At 59.2% G+C, this 17398-nt stretch carries 12 protein-coding genes, 1 tRNA gene and 1 pseudogene; 12 read left to right on the top strand and 2 right to left on the bottom strand.

Going from position 1 to position 17398, the window contains the following annotated elements:
• From BF99_RS0114920 to BF99_RS0114875, 8 genes and pseudogenes are all read left to right on the top strand, one after another.
• Positions 1-2922, top strand: a pseudogene (locus BF99_RS0114920) (autotransporter outer membrane beta-barrel domain-containing protein); the annotation flags it as partial.
• A gap of 504 nt (positions 2923-3426) precedes the next feature.
• Positions 3427-5034 carry a gamma-glutamyltransferase gene (gene ggt, locus BF99_RS0114910; RefSeq protein ID WP_025771570.1) on the top strand — a complete coding sequence of 536 codons (1608 nt, stop codon included), beginning with the start codon at positions 3427-3429 and terminating at the stop codon, positions 5032-5034.
• Between the two features lie 308 nt (positions 5035-5342).
• Positions 5343-6875 (top strand): ABC transporter substrate-binding protein, encoded by a 1533-nt coding sequence (locus BF99_RS0114900; RefSeq protein ID WP_025771569.1) that lies wholly within the window; start codon positions 5343-5345, stop codon positions 6873-6875.
• 60 nt (positions 6876-6935) lie between these two features.
• Positions 6936-7853, top strand: a complete 918-nt coding sequence (locus BF99_RS0114895) for an ABC transporter permease (RefSeq protein WP_025771568.1) — start codon at positions 6936-6938, stop codon at positions 7851-7853.
• On the top strand, positions 7850-8779 hold the full coding sequence (locus tag BF99_RS0114890) for an ABC transporter permease (RefSeq protein ID WP_025771566.1): 930 nt from the start codon (positions 7850-7852) through the stop codon (positions 8777-8779). The genes BF99_RS0114895 and BF99_RS0114890 overlap by 4 nt, the downstream gene beginning before the upstream one ends.
• A complete protein-coding gene (locus BF99_RS0114885; protein WP_025771564.1) occupies positions 8776-9789 on the top strand; it encodes an ABC transporter ATP-binding protein in 1014 nt (337 codons plus the stop codon). Before BF99_RS0114890 ends, BF99_RS0114885 begins: the two co-directional genes overlap by 4 nt.
• Positions 9786-10775: an ABC transporter ATP-binding protein gene (locus tag BF99_RS0114880; protein WP_025771563.1), complete on the top strand. Its 990-nt coding sequence runs from the start codon at positions 9786-9788 to the stop codon at positions 10773-10775. The genes BF99_RS0114885 and BF99_RS0114880 overlap by 4 nt, the downstream gene beginning before the upstream one ends.
• A gap of 135 nt (positions 10776-10910) precedes the next feature.
• The gene (locus BF99_RS0114875; protein ID WP_025771562.1) at positions 10911-12368 is read left to right on the top strand and encodes a M81 family metallopeptidase; all 1458 of its coding nucleotides are present in this window, start codon (positions 10911-10913) and stop codon (positions 12366-12368) included.
• A gap of 236 nt (positions 12369-12604) precedes the next feature.
• On the opposite strand, the gene BF99_RS0114865 is transcribed toward BF99_RS0114875, so the two are convergent.
• Positions 12605-12681, bottom strand: a tRNA-Pro gene (locus BF99_RS0114865).
• Positions 12682-12729: 48 nt separating this feature from the next.
• Complete coding sequence (locus BF99_RS0114860; RefSeq protein WP_025771561.1) at positions 12730-13764, bottom strand: polyprenyl synthetase family protein; 1035 nt, start codon at positions 13762-13764, stop codon at positions 12730-12732.
• A gap of 416 nt (positions 13765-14180) precedes the next feature.
• Between BF99_RS0114860 and rplU the strand changes: the two genes are divergently transcribed.
• From rplU to proB, 4 genes are all read left to right on the top strand, one after another.
• Positions 14181-14495 (top strand): 50S ribosomal protein L21, encoded by a 315-nt coding sequence (rplU, locus tag BF99_RS0114850; RefSeq protein ID WP_025771560.1) that lies wholly within the window; start codon positions 14181-14183, stop codon positions 14493-14495.
• A 17-nt stretch (positions 14496-14512) separates the two neighbouring features.
• Positions 14513-14773 carry a 50S ribosomal protein L27 gene (rpmA, locus tag BF99_RS0114845; protein WP_025771559.1) on the top strand — a complete coding sequence of 87 codons (261 nt, stop codon included), beginning with the start codon at positions 14513-14515 and terminating at the stop codon, positions 14771-14773.
• Between the two features lie 203 nt (positions 14774-14976).
• Positions 14977-16017: an Obg family GTPase CgtA gene (gene cgtA / locus BF99_RS0114840; RefSeq protein ID WP_025771558.1), complete on the top strand. Its 1041-nt coding sequence runs from the start codon at positions 14977-14979 to the stop codon at positions 16015-16017.
• On the top strand, positions 16017-17231 hold the full coding sequence (gene proB / locus BF99_RS0114835) for a glutamate 5-kinase (RefSeq protein WP_025771557.1): 1215 nt from the start codon (positions 16017-16019) through the stop codon (positions 17229-17231). Before cgtA ends, proB begins: the two co-directional genes overlap by 1 nt.
• The last annotated feature ends 167 nt before the right edge of the window (positions 17232-17398 follow it).

The raw sequence follows: 17398 nt of genomic DNA, 5'->3' as shown, positions 1-17398 counted from the left end.
TTGTCGGTGCAGCCGAGATCGGATGTGAGGGTGATCTTGGTCCAGCCGAGCAACGCGGATGTCATGGTCGATACCGATCTCGGCACTCCCGGCAATCAGACCGAGCTTCGTTTCACGGTCTCCAATTGGAATACATCGCAGGCGGTATTCGTCTTCGCGGCCGCGGACGACGATACCGTCGATGATCGCGACGGCATATCGCTATTGGCCTCGGGAGGAGGCTATACGGGGGTGAGCGGCACGGTAACCGTGAGGGTGAACGATCTGACGGTGATACCGGAGCCCGTCGATCCCCCTGAATCTATCTATCCCCCGATCCCGCCAGTCGATCCAATGCCCCCGCCCGTCGGTCCGGAGGATCCGAGTGGTCCGGATGATCCGAAGGATCCGAAGGATCCGGAGAATCCGGAGAATCCGGAGAACCCCAATCCCGTCGATCCGGAAGACTCGGGCCCGATTCCAAATGCGGGATTGGTCTTCGAAGAGGTGCCGCTGGAAGTCGAAGAAGGGGGCGATCGCCGCTTCCGAGTCTGTCTTTCGGCTCCCCCTAGGGGCGAAGTGAGTCTGGTCGTGGGGGTATCGGATAACCCGGATATCACGACCATGCCGTTCGGATTGATCTTCGGGCCATCGAATTGGGAGGTGATGCAAGAGATCGTCGTCTCGGCCGCCGAGGATGACGATGCGCTCGACGAGAGTGCGGTGATCCCGGTGTCGGCTATGGGAGGGGGATATCAAGGCGTCACGGAGGATGTGCACGTGTCGATCGTCGATGACGACGAAGCGGCCCTCGTGCTGATGGAAGTGCCATCGGAGATAAGGGAGGGAGAAGGCGGTCGTTTCACGATGAACTTGGCGACGCGTCCGAGCGGGGATGTGGAAGTGGCCTTCTCTCAGGAAACCAGGTCTTTGGTTTCGAGCTCGCTACAACCCCGGATCGTCGACGCGGATGATTCCGGAGTGTTGCAGAAGTCGGCAGGATTGCCGATCTTGGTTTTCACGCCCGATAACTGGAACAAACCGCAAGAGGTGGTCTTCGTGGCATCGGATGATGCCGACGGGGTGGATGAGGAATCCCGTTTATCCCTATCGGCGACCGGGGGAGGTTATGACGGTGTGGGAGAGCGCATAACGGTATCGATCAAGGATGACGACATCCGGGGATTGGTTTTCGATGGGGGGCCGATGGAGTTGGCCGAAGGAGAAATCAAGCATTTCGAAGTGAGGTTGGCGACACGCCCGATAAGTGCGGTGACGCTTAGGTTGGAGGCATCCAAAGGAGCCGATCTCGAAGTGGATGCGGATCCGACTGCCCGAGGCCGACAAAGCACGATGGTCATCGAACCTGCGGATTGGAACAAGATGCGCGAGGTGGCAGTGGAGGCTCTGCGAGATGCGAACGATGATGACGAACGAGCGGAGATCTCGGTGCAGGCCTCGGGAGGGGACTACGACGGGATGACGGATCGGATGAGGGTGACGGTGCGCGATGCCGGGAACCGCTCGGCGTGGCTGACACGATTTGCAAGGACGGTGGGATTGCAGGCGATCGAGGGGATCGAGTCTCGGATGGATGGCGATCAACGAAGGGATTCGGGGGTGTCGGCGAGAGTGGCCGGTCGCGAGGTCAAGGCCGGGGATATCTCGATGGAGAGCCTCGATCAGATGAGGGAGGATTTGGATGATGACCGGGACGATGATTCGAACGATGACTTCGAGCGCGAAAATACCCTGACGCTGAGCGAGGTGCTATCGAACGGGACATCGTTCAATATCGCCCAATCCACCGAAGCGAGCGGCGTGTCGCTGTGGGGCGAGATCCAAGCATCGGGCTACGAAGGACAGTCGGCGGCATCCACGGTGGATGGAGAGGTGAACACCGGAATGCTGGGAGTGGATTACGCACGAGGGAACTGGATGGTGGGATTGGTGGGGATGCATAGCGAGGGTGAAGGCGGTTTGAAAAAGGGTGACGAGCTGACGGGCAAAGAAGCGAATCTGACGACCATGATCCCGTGGGCTGCGATTTCCTTCGAAGGCGGGATGCACTTGCGCGGGGCGCTCGGTTATGGAAGCGGAGAGATGAGACTGAATCGGCCGGATGGGTCCGCCTCCGAGAGTTCGTTGGATTGGGGGATGATGAACTTGGGTCTTAGAAAGAATCTGACCGAGTCGCCGGAAGAGGGATTCGGCCTTGCCTACACCACGGATTTTCTGTGGACCAAGATTCGCTCGGACGAGATGGATGAAGGGGGGGAGATCGAGGGCGAGTCAAGGCGGGTGCGGGCGGGAATCGAGGGCTCGTTGGTGCAAAGGAGCGAGACGGGAGCCCGCTTCTCCCAAAGGGTGGATGCCGGGATTCGTCATGACAGCGGGGATGCCGAGGAGGGATGGGGATTGGATGTGGGAGCGGGCTTGACCTACGGCGACGGCAGGGCGGGGCTGGAAATGTCGTTGAAAGGTCGGGTGCTGGTCTATCACCGAGAAGAGGCGACTCGGGATTGGGGTGTGTCGGCGGGTATCGAATGGGATGGGGATCCGGGTACGAGTCGCGGATTCTCGGTTAGGGTCCATAACGATCTCGGAGGGATCGAGCCCGAAGGAGGGACGACCGCACTGTTCTCGGATGATGCCTTCCCGAGTCTGGTAGGCAGCAGCGAAAGTCGAGGAATGCGCTGGCGAGCGGAGGCTGCCTACGGAATGAAATTCGGCAAACGAGGGCTGGTGGGCTCGCCCTATTTGGAGCATGTGCGCTCGTCGAGCGAGCGTCAAAATCGACTCGGCTATCGTTTGGAAGACGAAAAGGATGGCGGTTTGGAAATGGATGTCTATTTGACGAGCCGGGAAAGCGAAAGCGGGCAAGGCGATCCCGATCTCTCGATCGAGGGAAGCGTGAGATACGATATCAAACCGTGGGAGTGATATGAGCATAGTCCTTCGAGGGGCGATCTTTCCGATCTTTGCCTCGGGCGCTCCGAGTCTCATAGCTTATCGCTCCTTTGAGCGAGCAAGAAGAAGCGGGCGCTTTGCAATCTCGCTTGCGTTGTCGTTGCGAGAACGTATTTGCAAAATTGATTCCTTGATGTAAAGCCTTGAAAATATCTATCGGATTGCGACGTTATATTCCAAAAGATCGATTTTCGACGGATAGCACCGCGATGGGTTGCTGTTAACTTCGTGGAAACATGCTCATTCAGTTCGTCAAGCAGCCATCAAGAATCGGCAGGGCTCCTTTGACTGAGGTATCGCTTCAAGTGGTGCGGTGGGTCATGTCGACTTTCGAATTTCCGAAGGTTTTTATGGAAGAAAAGGCAGTGGACCGATGCCCGCATCGGCACGAGCAGACAGATATCTCTTTGGAAAGCATGGATTGTCGATGTGCGCAAGCATCGATATCGAGAGGCATTTGACCAAGGGGGGATTGGCATGAAAGAAGCGACTCAGATGATCGTGACCGCTCAGCCCGAGGCATCCGAATCCGGCGCCCGCGTATTGATGCGCGGCGGCAATGCGGTCGATGCGGCGATGACCGCGGCCTTGGTCGCCGGGGTTGTCGATCCGCAGATGTGCGGCATCGCCGGTTTCGGATCCTGTCAGATCTACGACCCCGATTCCGGCCGCCACGAGGTCATCGACTTTCACGGCAAGACCCCGTTGGCGGCGACGCCGGATATGTGGGAGGACCGGCTCGCAGGCGAGACCCGAGACGGATTCGGCTTTGTCCTTGAAGACAATGCCAACGATCTCGGCTATGGCGCGGTGACCACGCCCGGCTCGTTGATGGCCTATTTCGAGGCCGCGCACGACTACGGCACATGGGACTGGGCCGATATAGTCGCCCCCGCGGTGCGCCAAGCGGAACGGGGCTTTCTTGTGCGCCCGCATGTCCATCACTGGTGGACCCACGGGGCCGATATGGGGCGGGTTCGAGTGGAGCAACGGTTGGGCTTCTCTCGCACCGGGCGCGATATCTATTTCCGCGCGGACGGGCGGGTGAAGATGATCGGCGAACGGTTGGAGAACCCCGATTTGGCGCGCACGCTTTCGTTGATCGCCCGCGAAGGGGCGGATGTGTTCTACAAAGGCGAAATCGCGGATCGGATCGATGCGGATTTCGCCGCCAACGGCGGCCTGATGCGCAAGGCGGATCTCGAGGCTTATCAGACGACCCGTACCGAGCCGCTGCGCGGTTCCTACCGGGGATTCGATCTGGCGACGAACCATCCCCCCGGCGGCGGCCTCATGCTGATCGAGATGCTCAACATCCTCGAACATTTCGATCTCGCCGCGATGGGACACAATTCGACCGACTATATCCGGATCGTCAGCGAGGCGATGAAGGCGGCAACCGCCGACAAGGACGCCTATATCGGGGATCCGGTCTTCGTCGAAATTCCCGAGCGTTTGATGGACAAGACTTATGCTGCGCAGATCGCCGAACGGATCAAGGGCGGCGAGAAAATGCACGTGCCCCGGTTAGGCACGCCCGAGCCGAAGGACACGACGCATGTTTGCGTGGTCGATAAAAACGGCATGTGCGTGACCATGACCCATTCGCTGGGCATGCCCTCGGGGGTGATCACCGACGGGCTCGGCTTCATGTTCAATGGCTGCATGGCGGTCTTCGATCCGCGCCCGGGACGGGCGGGATCGATCGCGCCGGGCAAGTCCCGTTTCTCGTCTTTATGCCCGACGATCGCCTTCCAATCCGGCGCCCCGAAGGTGCTTTTGGGCGCACCGGGCGGCACCCAGATCGCCATGGGTGTCCTGCAGGCGCTGCTGAACGTCTTGGATTTCGACATGTCGATGGTCGAGGCGGTTTCTTGCCCGAGGTTTTCGGCGACCTCCGATGCGATCGACATCATGAACCGGATACCCGGCTATGTGGTCGAACCGCTGGAGAAGGATGGTTATCAGGTGATCCGCTCCGCCATGAGCTTCGGGATCGCTGCGGTGCATGGGATACGGATCGATGACGGTCGTCTGACGGGCTGGGCCGATCCCGGTCATGATGGCGTGGCGCTCGGGGTCTGACTGAAAAACCGGCATCGACGCCCGACCGCGGGGGGAGGGGGGCATCGGTTGGATGCGGGGGCCGAAAAACGGCGCATTCGGCGGCGATGGTCGCCGATGTTTTCAAGGCGCCGGATTTTGCAAACCAAGACCCGCCCGATGATTTGGCGTGTTGACAACCCTCTTGCATTAATGCGTCACTTCATTGGATGCTCGCAGCGGATCCGTATTCGAAAGGCGCTCTCGTGTCATCGGGATCCGAATCATCGAAGCGCCCGAGATCTCCGCCCGAGTCGACATCGGAACTTTTGAACGAGGAGAGAAAAACCATGCAACCCAAAACCATCGTGCAATTCGCGGCCGCCGCCGCTTTGGGGGCGATGATGTCCACCACCGCCGTGGCCGGACCGGACGATGACAGCCTGATCATCGCTTGGGGCAGTGCAGGACCCATCGAGAATGTCGACAGCTATGTGAACAATACCCGCTACGGTATATGGTTCAGCCGCATGGTCTGGGATCAGCTGATCTACAGAGAGCCCAAGACTTTCGAATACAAGCCATTGCTGGCAACCGGTTGGGAGCAACTCGGCGATACGGTTTGGCGGTTCAATCTGCGCAAGGGGGTCAAGTTCCACAATGGCGAGCCCTTCGATGCCGACGATGTGGTCTTCACCTTGAACTGGGTTGCGAACCCCGAGAACGGAGTCAAGGTTCAACGGAACGTCAACTGGATCAAGGACGCCCGCAAGGTCGATCGCTTTACCGTCGATGTGGAAATGAAACGCCCCTTCCCCCAAGCATTCGAGTTCTTGAGCGGTCCCATCACGATCTATCCGAACGAATACTATGCCGAGGTCGGACCGGAGGGCATGCACGAGCGACCCGTCGGTACCGGTCCGATGAGAGTGGTCTCGGTCAAGACCGCCGAGGAGTATGTGCTCGAAAAGAACCCCGACTACACTTGGGGCTCCCCCAAGGGCGAAGCGCAGGTCAGCCGCATGGTCGTGCGCGAGATCGCCGATGTGCAAACGCAGATCGCCGAGCTTTTGGCGGGCGGCATCGACATCACCGCGGATATCTCCGCCGACCACGTCGATCAAATCGGCGGCGTGCCGGGTTTTTCCGCCATGCAAGCGGGCACCATGCGGACCGGCTATATCGGCTTCGACGCCGCCAATCGCTCGGGGCACGAAGCCATCAACAACCCGATGGTCCGTCAGGCCATCGCCCACGCCGTGGACCGCGAGAGTTTGGTGAGGAATCTGATCCGCGGCGATGCCGGTGTGATCCACACCCCTTGTTTCCCCACCCAGTTCGGCTGTGATGAAAACGCGGCCGTGACATATCAATTCGATCCGGAAAAGGCGAAGGCTCTGTTGGCCGAGGCCGGTTATCCGGATGGTTTCGAGATCGAGTTCTACACCTTTCGCCCTGCGGACTGGGCCGAGGCGGTCATGGGCGATCTGGCCAAGATCGGGATCAAGGCCAATCTGACCAAGATGCCTTATTTCGCTCTGCGCGACAAGCAGCGCAATGAAGGCACGACACCCATGTTCTTGATGGACTGGGGGTCCTATTCGATGAACGATATGTCCGCCATCACCTCGCATTTTTTCAAAAAAGGCCCGGATGATTTCGCCTTGGACGACGAGCTGGCCGCTTGGCTGGAAGCCGGTGATACGAATACGGATCCGGCCGTTCGCAAAGAGAACTACGCCAAGGCCATCGAACGAATCACCGGCGAACTCTATTGGCTGCCGATGTTCAACCATGTCCGAAACTATGCCTTCCATGAAGATCTGAATTTCGTCGGCTATGCGGATGAGATCCCGCGCTTTTGGCAATATGGCTGGAAGTGATGGGTTGACAAGCCCCGGGGTGCGCGGTAAAGCGCACCCCGGTCTCGCCGGGGCGATTCGATGCTGGTCTATGCGCTGAAGCGAACGTTCGTCGCCTTTTTGATCTTGATCGTCGTATCGGGGTTGACGTTCTCGCTATCCCATTTATCCACCGACCCGGCGTTGACGATCGGCGGGGAAAACGCCTCCGATGAGGATATCGAGGCGATCCGCATCCTCTACGGTTTCGATCGCCCGGTTTATGAACAATATTTCAGTTGGCTCGGCCGCGCCTTGCAAGGGGACTTCGGCGAAAGCTATCACTATAAAGCGCCGGTGGTGGAAATGATATCGGGCAGAATCGGCACGACCATGACCTTGGGCGTTGCGGCCATTTTATTCGCCTTGATCGTTTCGATCCCCTTGGGCACGGTCGCGGCCATGCGACCCAATTCGTTGATCGACCGCTTCGCCTTGCTGATCGCCGTCCTCGGGCAGGCGCTGCCGACCTTTTGGTTCGCATTGATGATGATCATCGTCTTCGGAGTTTGGTGGCGTTGGTTGCCGATATCCGGCAATACGACCTGGGCCCATTTCGTGATGCCGACCATCGCCCTCGGGTACTACGCCACCCCGGCGTTGATGCGTTTGACGAGGGCGGGGATGATCGAGGTCTTGGCCTCCGACTATATCCGTACCGCCCGGGCGAAGGGACTCTCGCCGACCTCGATCTTGTTCAAGCATGCGCTTAGGAATGCGATCATTCCGGTGGTGGCGCTGGCGGCGGTTTGGTTCGGCTTCATGCTGGGCGGGTCGATCGTCATCGAGACGATCTTCAATCTCAAGGGCATCGGGTGGTTGTCCTACGATGCGCTGCTGCGATCGGATCTGCCGGTGGTCCAAGCCATCGTGTTGATCTTCGCATCGTTTTATGTGGTGCTGACGCTGTCGGCGGATTTATTGAACGCCTATCTCGATCCGAGAATTTCCGTGCGATGACCGATGCGAGCCCATCTTCGCAGCCAAGCCTGCGGATCGCCGAGGAGATCCTCGAGCCGAGCCCGATGGCGAAGCTCCGGCGGCGGATTTTCAAAAATTACAGCTTCTTGATCGGCGCCTTCATTTTGGTGCTGATCGTCTCGATCGCTCTGCTGGCCCCGGTCCTCGAGGCCTCGGGCTGGATACAGGACCCCTACGCACAGGATCTGAGCAAGCGGCTGAACAATCCCTTTTGGCACGAGAAGAAGTTCGACGCCGATCATATTTTGGGCACCGACAAGGTAGGGCGCGACTACCTGTCTCGCCTCGTCTACGGCGCGCAGATATCGTTGTTGATCGGTTTTTCGACCATGATCATCTCGGGCTTCATCGGCACCGTCCTTGGCGTATCCGCGGGCTACTTCGGCGGCCGCATCGATATGGTGGTGAACTTCATCATCAACACTCGCTTGGCCATGCCGGTTTTTCTGGTGGCGATGGCCGCGGTGGTCGCGTTCGGGGCCTCGCTTTTGGTGGTGATCATGGTCTTGGGGCTGTTTCTTTGGGATCGATTCGCAGTGGTCATGCGAAGTATCACCATGCAGGCGCGGGACTTGGATTATGTAAAGGCCGCACGCGCATTGGGCTGTTCGACGCCCTATATCATCGTGCGGGAGATATTCCCGAATGTGTTGTCGTCGTTGACAGTGGTTGCAACAGTCGAGATGGCGAATGCAATTTTGTTGGAGGCCGCCCTTTCTTTCCTCGGTTTCGGGGTGCAGGCTCCTACGCCGTCTTGGGGGCTGATGCTCAACGAAGGGCGCGAGTACATGTTCTTCTCGGCTTGGCTGTTGGCTTTGCCCGGCGGTTGCCTCTTCCTGCTGGTCTTGGCGATCAACCTCTTCGGCGACGGTCTTCGGGATGTCGCCTTGGAGCGCGAGCGATGAGCGGTGACAACATTTTGGAGGTTCAAAATCTCAAAGTCGATATTCCGGTAACGGCGGGGATGCTACATCCCGTGCGCGGGGTTTCATTCACCGTCGCCCGCGGGGAGACGCTTTGCATCGTCGGCGAATCCGGATGTGGCAAGTCCTTGACCTCCTTGGCATTGATGGGATTGTTGCCCAAGACCGCGATCCGCACCGCCGACAGGATGGATTTTTTGGGACAAGATATCCGCGATTTCAAAGAACGCCGGATGGCGGCGCTGCGCGGGGTCAAGATGGCGATGATCTTTCAAGAGCCGATGACCTCTTTGAATCCCGCATATACGATCGGCAATCAGTTGATGGAGGTCTATCGGCGCCATATTTCCAAGAACGGATCCGAAGCGCGAGCGCGGGCGATTTTCCTTTTGGAAAAGGTCGGGATCTCCGCCGCCGCCTCGCGCCTGTCGCAATATCCGCATCAGTTATCGGGCGGTCTGCGGCAGCGGGTGATGATTGCCATGTCGTTGATGTGCGGGCCGGATCTGATCATCGCCGACGAGCCGACCACCGCTTTGGACGTGACGATCCAAGCGCAGATCTTGCATCTCTTGGCCGAGCTGCAAGACGAGTTCGAGATGGGCATGATTCTGATTACCCACGATCTGGGTGTCGTCGCTCGCGTTGCGGATCAGGTGCAGGTGATGTACGCCGGGACCACGGTCGAAGAAGGGCCCTGTCAGGCAGTGTTCGACAATCCCCTGCATCCTTATACAGCGGGCTTGCTGCGATGCATTCCGGTACCGGGCAAGGCCAAACGGGGTTCGAAGCTCGGATCCGTGCCGGGAATCGTTCCCAATCTGGTCGGTGATCTGCAAGGGTGCATGTTCCGTAACAGATGCGCGCATGCAAGTTCGATCTGCGAAACTCTCTCCGGCGAGCCGACGCGGATCGACGATGGCCATGCCTTCACCTGCCGCCTGACGCCGGAAGAAGCCGCAAAGACCGCGGCGGTACAGGGGGTCGCATGAGCGAAACGGCTCTTCGAACCGTCGATGTATCCTGCGTCTTCGAAGTCAGCCAAGGCTTCATGAAAGGCACGAAACCGTTGCGCGCGGTGAATGGGGTATCGTTGAATATCCCGAAGGGTCGGGTCGTCGGTCTGGTCGGGGAATCCGGCTGCGGCAAGTCCACCATGGCGAATATCCTGTTGGGCTTGCAAAAGCCGACATCGGGAGATGTGATGTCGGGGGATTCGCTCTACTACGGCCAACAGACCGGTTATCTTGATCGCAAGAAGATCGCCCGGCGCATCCAGCCGATCTTTCAAGATCCCTATTCGTCGCTGAACCCGACGAAGACCATCCACTCCATCGTCTGTCTTCCCTTGCGGATCCACAATATCGGTGATCCCTCAAAGTGGGATAAGAAGGTCTATGACATCTTGGATCTCGTCGGCCTGCCGAAAAGGGTCGCGCAATCCTATCCCTCGCAGATGTCAGGTGGGCAGCGCCAACGGGTGGCCATCGCCAGAGCGCTGATCATGAAACCCGAGGTGGTTATATGCGACGAACCGACCTCCGCCTTGGATGTCTCAGTGCAATCCCAGATACTGAACCTCTTGCAGGATTTGCGCCAAGAGCTGGGGCTGACCTATCTGTTGATCTCCCATAACTTGGCGGTGGTCGAGCATATGGCCGATCGGGTTGCCGTGATGTATCTGGGCCGGATCGTCGAAGAGGCCGATGCGAATACCCTGTTCGACGATCCCCGCCATCCCTATACGAAGGCTCTGCTCGGGTCGGTTCTGACGCCGGATCCGTCGCTGGGCGTGCCGGATACGCATCTTGGAACCGTATTCCCCAACCCCATCGATCCGCCCTCGGGCTGTTCGTTCCATCCACGCTGCTCCGAATGCATGGATATATGCAGCAAAAAGGCGCCGAAGCCTTCGGTGGAGGGTGGGCGAATGATCGAATGCCATCGATACCAGACGAACGAAGCCGAAGTCGCTTGAAGGATTCCGCTCGCTCCCATCGGTCGGTGCGAAAAATATGAGTGAAAAATACGGGTGCGAAAAAACGACAATCCCGCTCGCAATCCCTCGGGGCCTTGTCTGGATGGATGCGAGCCCCACTACTCGGTGAAAAAGATGAAAACATTCATTGCCTGTCTCGGTACGGAGACGAACTCCTTTTCGAATCTGCCCACCGGGATGCAGACCTTCCTCGACTCGATGTACTTCGAGGGCGATGCGACACGGCACCCGCCCAATCTTTTTTCGCTGCCCTTGCATATTTGGCGACGAAAGACCGAGGAGCGCCAAGGAGAGGTCGTCGAGTCCATCGCCGCTTTTGCGCAACCCGCCGGACTGACGGTGCGCTCGGTCTACGAAGGTCTCCGGGATAGGATCCTTGCGGATCTACGAGCCGCTTCGCCGGTGGATATCGTCTTGTTATCCCTCCACGGGGCCATGACGGCGGAGGGCTATGACGACTGCGAGGGCGACCTGATGCGAAAGGTCCGAGATATCGTCGGCCCGGATGTCGTCTTGGGTGTCGAACTGGATCTGCACTGCTCCATAACGCCGGCCATGACCGAAGCGGCCGATGTCATGGTGCTGTTCAAGGAGTATCCACATACGGATGTCGGACCTCGGGCCGAGGAGCTGTTCGACATCTGCGCCAGAGTGCATGCGGGCGAGGTGAATCCGGTCATCGCCGTCCATGACTGCAAGATGATCATGAAGTGGCGCACGCCCACGGAGCCGATGAAGACCATCGTCTCGCAGATGCAGGACGCAGAAGGCCAAGGCGATATCCTGTCGGTCAGCTTTGCGCACGGCTTTCCTTGGCAGGATGTGCCTTGTACCAGCGGAAAGATGGTCGTGGTCGCAAACGCAAATGCACAGGCGGCGGCGGAGACGGCGAAACGCTTCGCGCAGCGCCTATGGTCCGTCCGAGACGAGGCCAACCAGAGCATGATATCGACCGATCAAGCATTGGATCTGATCGAGGCGGGCCCCGGACCCGTGGTGATTGCGGATGTCGCGGACAATGCCGGTGGAGGAGCCCCCTCGGATTCGACCTTCGTGCTCCGGGCGGCACTGGATCGCGGCATCGCAGGACTGATGACCGGTCACTACTGGGATCCGATCGCGGTGCGTTTTTGCCAAGAGGCCGGAGAAGGGGCGAGCATCGACCTGCGCATCGGCGGCAAATGCGGGGTGTCCTCCGGCGATCCGGTCGATCTTCGGGTGAGGGTCAAGCGCATTTTAGAGGAAGCCGGGCAGACCTTCGGGGATGCCCGCATGCCCATGGGTACGGCGGTGTGGGTGACAACCGGGGATATCGACCTGATTCTGACGACCAAGCGGACCCAAGTATTTCACCCCGACGGCATGACCCAGCTGGGTGTGGATCCAACCGCCTATCGGGGTATCGTCGTGAAATCCACGCAGCACTTCTATGCAGGCTTCGCCCCCATCGCCTCCCGCATCGAATATCTATCGGGCCCCGGCGCCATCCCTCCGGATTTCGCGACGATTCCCTATCGGCACTTTGGCGACGATTATTGGCCGAAAGTCCAAGACCCTTTCAACGAGGGTTGAAGCACAAGTCCGATATCGGACTTATCGATCCGGCGATCAAGCCGTCTCGGGAGCGAACGTATTCAAGGTCATCCAAGGCGATGGGGTTTAAGCGATGATGGGTCCGGCTTTTCGGCGAGATCGATCCCCGCACCCGAGAGCCCGAACAATCTCGAGCGATCGTCTTGACGTTAGCGGGTATCGTTGCGAATTGAGATCGGCGAAAAATAAAAGGCCCCGTCAAGGGCCTTTTTGAATGGTCGGGGTGAGAGGATTTGAACCTCCGACCCCTGCCTCCCGAAGGCAGTGCTCTACCAGGCTGAGCTACACCCCGAATATTTTAGCGCTTGAGCGAATCCTCGGCGACCTTTGGATACGCCGATCAGTCGGTGCGACGATTGACCGCGAACTTTGCAAGCCCTCGCAGGGTTTCTCGCCGGCGAGAATCCGGTATCTCGAGCAACGCTCGCTCCGCAAGGCTCGCATGCTCCGTCGCAATCTGCGAAGTGTAGGCGATCGACCCCGCAGATTCAATGATCGCCAGAACTTCCTCGATGGCATCGAGTCGGCTGCTCGTGACGGCTTCTCGCAGAATGTCCGCATTTCGAGGATCGCTTTCGCGGATGGCGTGAATCAGGGGCAAGGTGGGTTTGCCCTCGGCCAAGTCGTCGCCGGCATTCTTGCCGAGCCCTTGGCCATCGTTCACCGGATAGTCCAGGATATCGTCGATGAGCTGGTAGGCAATCCCCAAGTGATGGCCGTAGCGGGCCATCGCATCCTCCTGCGCAGGCATGGCTTCGGCGCAGATCGCCCCGATGCGCGCCGCCGCTGCGAAAAGATCGGCGGTTTTGCGACCGATGATCTCGAAATAGCCGGCCTCGGTGGTATCGGGATCGCGACAATTGATCAGCTGCATCACTTCGCCCTCGGCAATCCGATTGGTGGTATGGGCCATGATCTCCATGATCCTGATGTTGCCGACCTCCACCATCAGCTGGAAGGCGCGCGAATAGAGAAAATCCCCGGCCAGCACCGAGGCTTCGTTGCCGAATAGACGATTCGCCGTCTCTCGTCCGTGTCGCATCCCCGAGCTATCGACAACGTCATCGTGTAGCAAGGTGGCGGTGTGGATGAGTTCGATCACCGCCGCAAGCCGGATATGCCGCTCGTTTATTTCAAGATTGTCCTCGGTATGGTGGCAAGCGCGGGCGCTAAGGAGGACGAGGATCGGGCGCAGGCGTTTGCCGCCGCCGGCGATGACATGCTCGGAGATTTCGTTGACGAGGGGAACATCGGAATCGAGGTGCTTTCGAAGCAGCCGATCCACCGCTTCGAGATCGATCTCGACCGACTTCCTGATCGATGCCAGATCGAGGAAGGGGGTGGGGGGGTGGCTGTGAAATTCGGTGGCGGTCATGAGGTCGGTGGTTTTTTCGGTTGAAAGTCCGTCTTTCGAAGGGTATCGGGGGCGGCGAGGGGGAATTATCGGTTTATTCGGGATCGAGGATCGAATTTCGCATCCGGTATCCTTTTCTTGTCTCCTTCCATCGATCGACTGACCTTGCCGGGAGAGGATGTCGTCTTTTACAAGTCAGATGGATTTCGGGCGAACAGATCGATGCCGATGCCGGTTATAATTATCCACCGGAACGGTATCTATCCGCTGAAACGATATCCGCCGAAACAGCGCGATCCATCCAAGGCTTCGAGTCGCTAAGAGCCATCGGGACTCGTCGGTGGCGGTATCTGCGGACCTTGGTTTTTCGAGGTCGCCCGTCGATTTCGAGGTGGCGGTCGGGTCGATAAACGAATTTCTTTTCGGGAGTCAATCCAATGTATGCGGTGATAGCAACGGGCGGCAAGCAATATCGGGTCAGCCAAGGGGATCGCCTGCGGGTCGAAAGGCTCGATGCCACGGAGGGTAGCGAGGTCGATCTCGATAAAGTCCTGTTGGTCAGCGATGGTCAGCAGGTGGAAGTCGGAACCCCTTTTGTGTCCGGTGGCAAGGTGAGGGCGATCGTTCGAGCCCATGGCCGTTCGAAAAAGGTAAAAGTGGTGAAATTCAAGCGTCGCAAGAACTATCTTCGGCAGCATGGCCATCGCCAGAATTTCACGGAATTGGAAATCGGGTCGATTACGACCGGCTAGTTGCAAGGAGCAGCGAAATGGCGCATAAAAAAGCGGGCGGAAGCAGTAAAAACGGACGCGATTCGCATTCCAAGCGGTTGGGCGTCAAACTCTTCGCCGGACAGGAAGTCAAGGCCGGGGGTATCATCGTTCGTCAACGAGGAACGCGTTTTCATCCGGGAATGAATGTCGGCTGCGGGCGCGATCACACGCTTTTCGCCACCCTCGACGGGCATGTGTTTTTCGAACGCAAAGGGCCTTTGGGGCGTAAATACGTAAGCGTTCGCCCGGCGACCTGATCGGCATCGCTTTGCGCTTGTCGGCGATGCGAATGATCGGATCGCAACTCGAGTGCAGCCTGCGTTATGCGGCCCGATGTCGAGGGGCATTCGATCCTTGCCTAGACCCTGCCGCCCGAGGCAGGGTTTTTCGTTTCGGTCGGCAGCGCTTTGAACGCCCATGATCGGTTGATCTTGCGATCCTCGAAGACCTCCTATCCATCATGAAATTCGTCGATGAAGCGCTGATTACGATCGAGGCGGGGGCGGGTGGTCATGGTTGTTCGAGCTTTCGGCGAGAGAAATACATCCCCAAAGGGGGGCCGGACGGAGGGGACGGGGGCGTCGGGGGCGATGTCGTGTTGATCGCCGATGCCGGGCTCAATACCTTGGTCGATTTTCGCTATACCCGTCGCTTCAAAGCCGAGAACGGGCAGCCCGGTCAAGGAAAAAATCGCACGGGCAAAGATGGCGCCGACCGCCATATCAAGGTCCCGGCGGGCACGATGATTTTCGATGCCGCCGACGGCTCGCCGATAGGAGAACTGGCGGCGCCCGGCGAGCGATTGCGGGTGGCGCAAGGCGGGGGGAGGGGGCTCGGCAATGCCCGCTTCAAATCATCCATCAACCGCGCTCCGAGGCGGACCACGCAAGGCAAGCAAGGCCAGTTCTTAGAACTAAAACTCGAGCTTCGATTGCTTGCGGATGTGGGGTTGGTCGGGTTACCCAATGCCGGCAAGTCGACCTTGATCCGAGCGGTCTCCGCCGCTCGCCCGAAGGTGGCGGACTACCCCTTCACGACCCTCTATCCGGCGCTCGGAGTGGTCCGTTTGGGGCCGGATCGTAGTTTCGTGATGGCGGATATCCCGGGGTTGATCGAGGGGGCTCATGCCGGCGCCGGCCTCGGCAGCCGTTTTTTGCGCCATCTTTCCCGTAATCGAATTTTGCTGCATCTGGTCGATATCGCACCGATCACCGAGCAAAGCGATGCGGTGTCTCAAGTGCGGGGTATCGAGCGCGAACTTTTATCCTTCGAATCCGGCTTGCTGGCGAGCAGAGAGCGTTGGCTGGTCCCGTCGAAGATGGATCTTCTCCCCCCGGACGAGCGCGAGCCTGCGGTGGCGGCGCTGGTGGAGGCTCTGAACTGGCGCTTCCCCGTCTATCCGATTTCGGCCCTGACCGGCTCGGGAGTGGATGCGTTGAGCGAGGCGATGATGCGAAGGATCGAGTCGAGCGGTGCCGGCGATTTCGAGGTATCCGATTGATGTCAGCGCAAGAAGGCGGCGAATCGAGAGAGAAATCCGGGCTTGAGATCGGAGGCGACATCGCATCGGTGATCCCCTCGCACGAGTCGCCAAGGACGCAGCGCAGGGGCGGAGCGGGCCGCTGGGTCATCAAGATCGGCAGCGCGTTGATCACCGATGACGGGCGTGGAGTGGACCCATCCATCATCAATATCTGGGTCGAGCAGATGGCCGATCTGCGCCGGTGCGGGGTCGATGTGGTCTTGGTCTCCTCGGGGTCGGTGGCGGAGGGGATGCGCCGTTTGAGGCTTGTCCGTCGCCCCGAGGCCATCTACGAGTTGCAGGCGGTGGCGGCGGTCGGTCAAATGGGTCTGGCGCAGGTCTATGAATCGTGCTTTCAACGGCGAAATACGCATACCGCGCAGATTCTTCTCACCCACGAGGATTTTTCGAATCGCGGCCGCTATTTGAATGCCCGTCGCACGCTTCGGGAGCTGTTGCGACACCGGGTCTTGCCGGTGATCAACGAAAACGATGCGATCGCCACTCCCGAGATCCGTTTGGGCGATAACGATAATCTTGCAGGCTTGGTGGCCAATCTGGTGGAGGCGGATCTTCTGATCATCCTCACGGATCAGCCGGGGCTTTTCGATCGGGATCCGCGCTTGTATCCGAGCGCCGAACTGATCGCCCGCGGCAAAGCGGGGGATCCGGCGTTGGAAGCGGGGGCGGGGCAAGGCGGAGCGCTCGGCCGCGGCGGGATGCGGACCAAGCTCAAGGCCGCCGCCTTGGCCGCTCGTTCCGGGACGTGCACCCGCATCGTCTCCGGCCGCGAGCCCGATGTGCTTCGCCGCCTGTTCGAAGGCGAGGAGATCGGAACCTGTCTCGAGCCGGGGCAGGCACCGCTGCAGGCCCGCAAACAATGGCTGGCGGGTCAGCTGAGCGTGCGCGGCCGTCTATCCATCGACGAGGGGGCGGCGAAAGTTCTGCTCGAGTCCGGACGTAGCCTTCTGGCGGTCGGGGTGCGGGCGGTAACGGGTGATTTCGCGCGCGGGGAGGTCGTTGCCTGTTTCGATCCATCGGGCGTCGAGATCGCTCGGGGGCTTTCGAATTACGATGCCAAGGAAACGCGCCGGATCATGGGCCATCGCAGCGAAAAAATAGCGGATCTACTGGGCTATGCCAACGATCCGGAGCTGATCCACCGGGATAATCTGGTGGTGATGACCGAATGATCCGCAAAGAACGGGCGCAAGCGGAATTCGAACGATGTAGCGAGGGCCGAAAGGAAGGCCTTGGCGATGCAACGCCCGATCAAGGGCTTCGCCCGAGCGAATCGATGTCGAAGACGATCGCCGAAGACTCGATCGCCGAAGCCTTTGGACAAAGCGCCGAGCGGTCT

Origin of the sequence: Thioalkalivibrio sp. HK1, assembly GCA_000583135.1 — a bacterium.
GTDB lineage: Bacteria > Pseudomonadota > Gammaproteobacteria > HK1 > HK1 > HK1.
The sequence above is the reverse complement of the archived record's forward strand: the minus strand, read 5'-3'. Positions and strand labels throughout refer to the sequence as shown.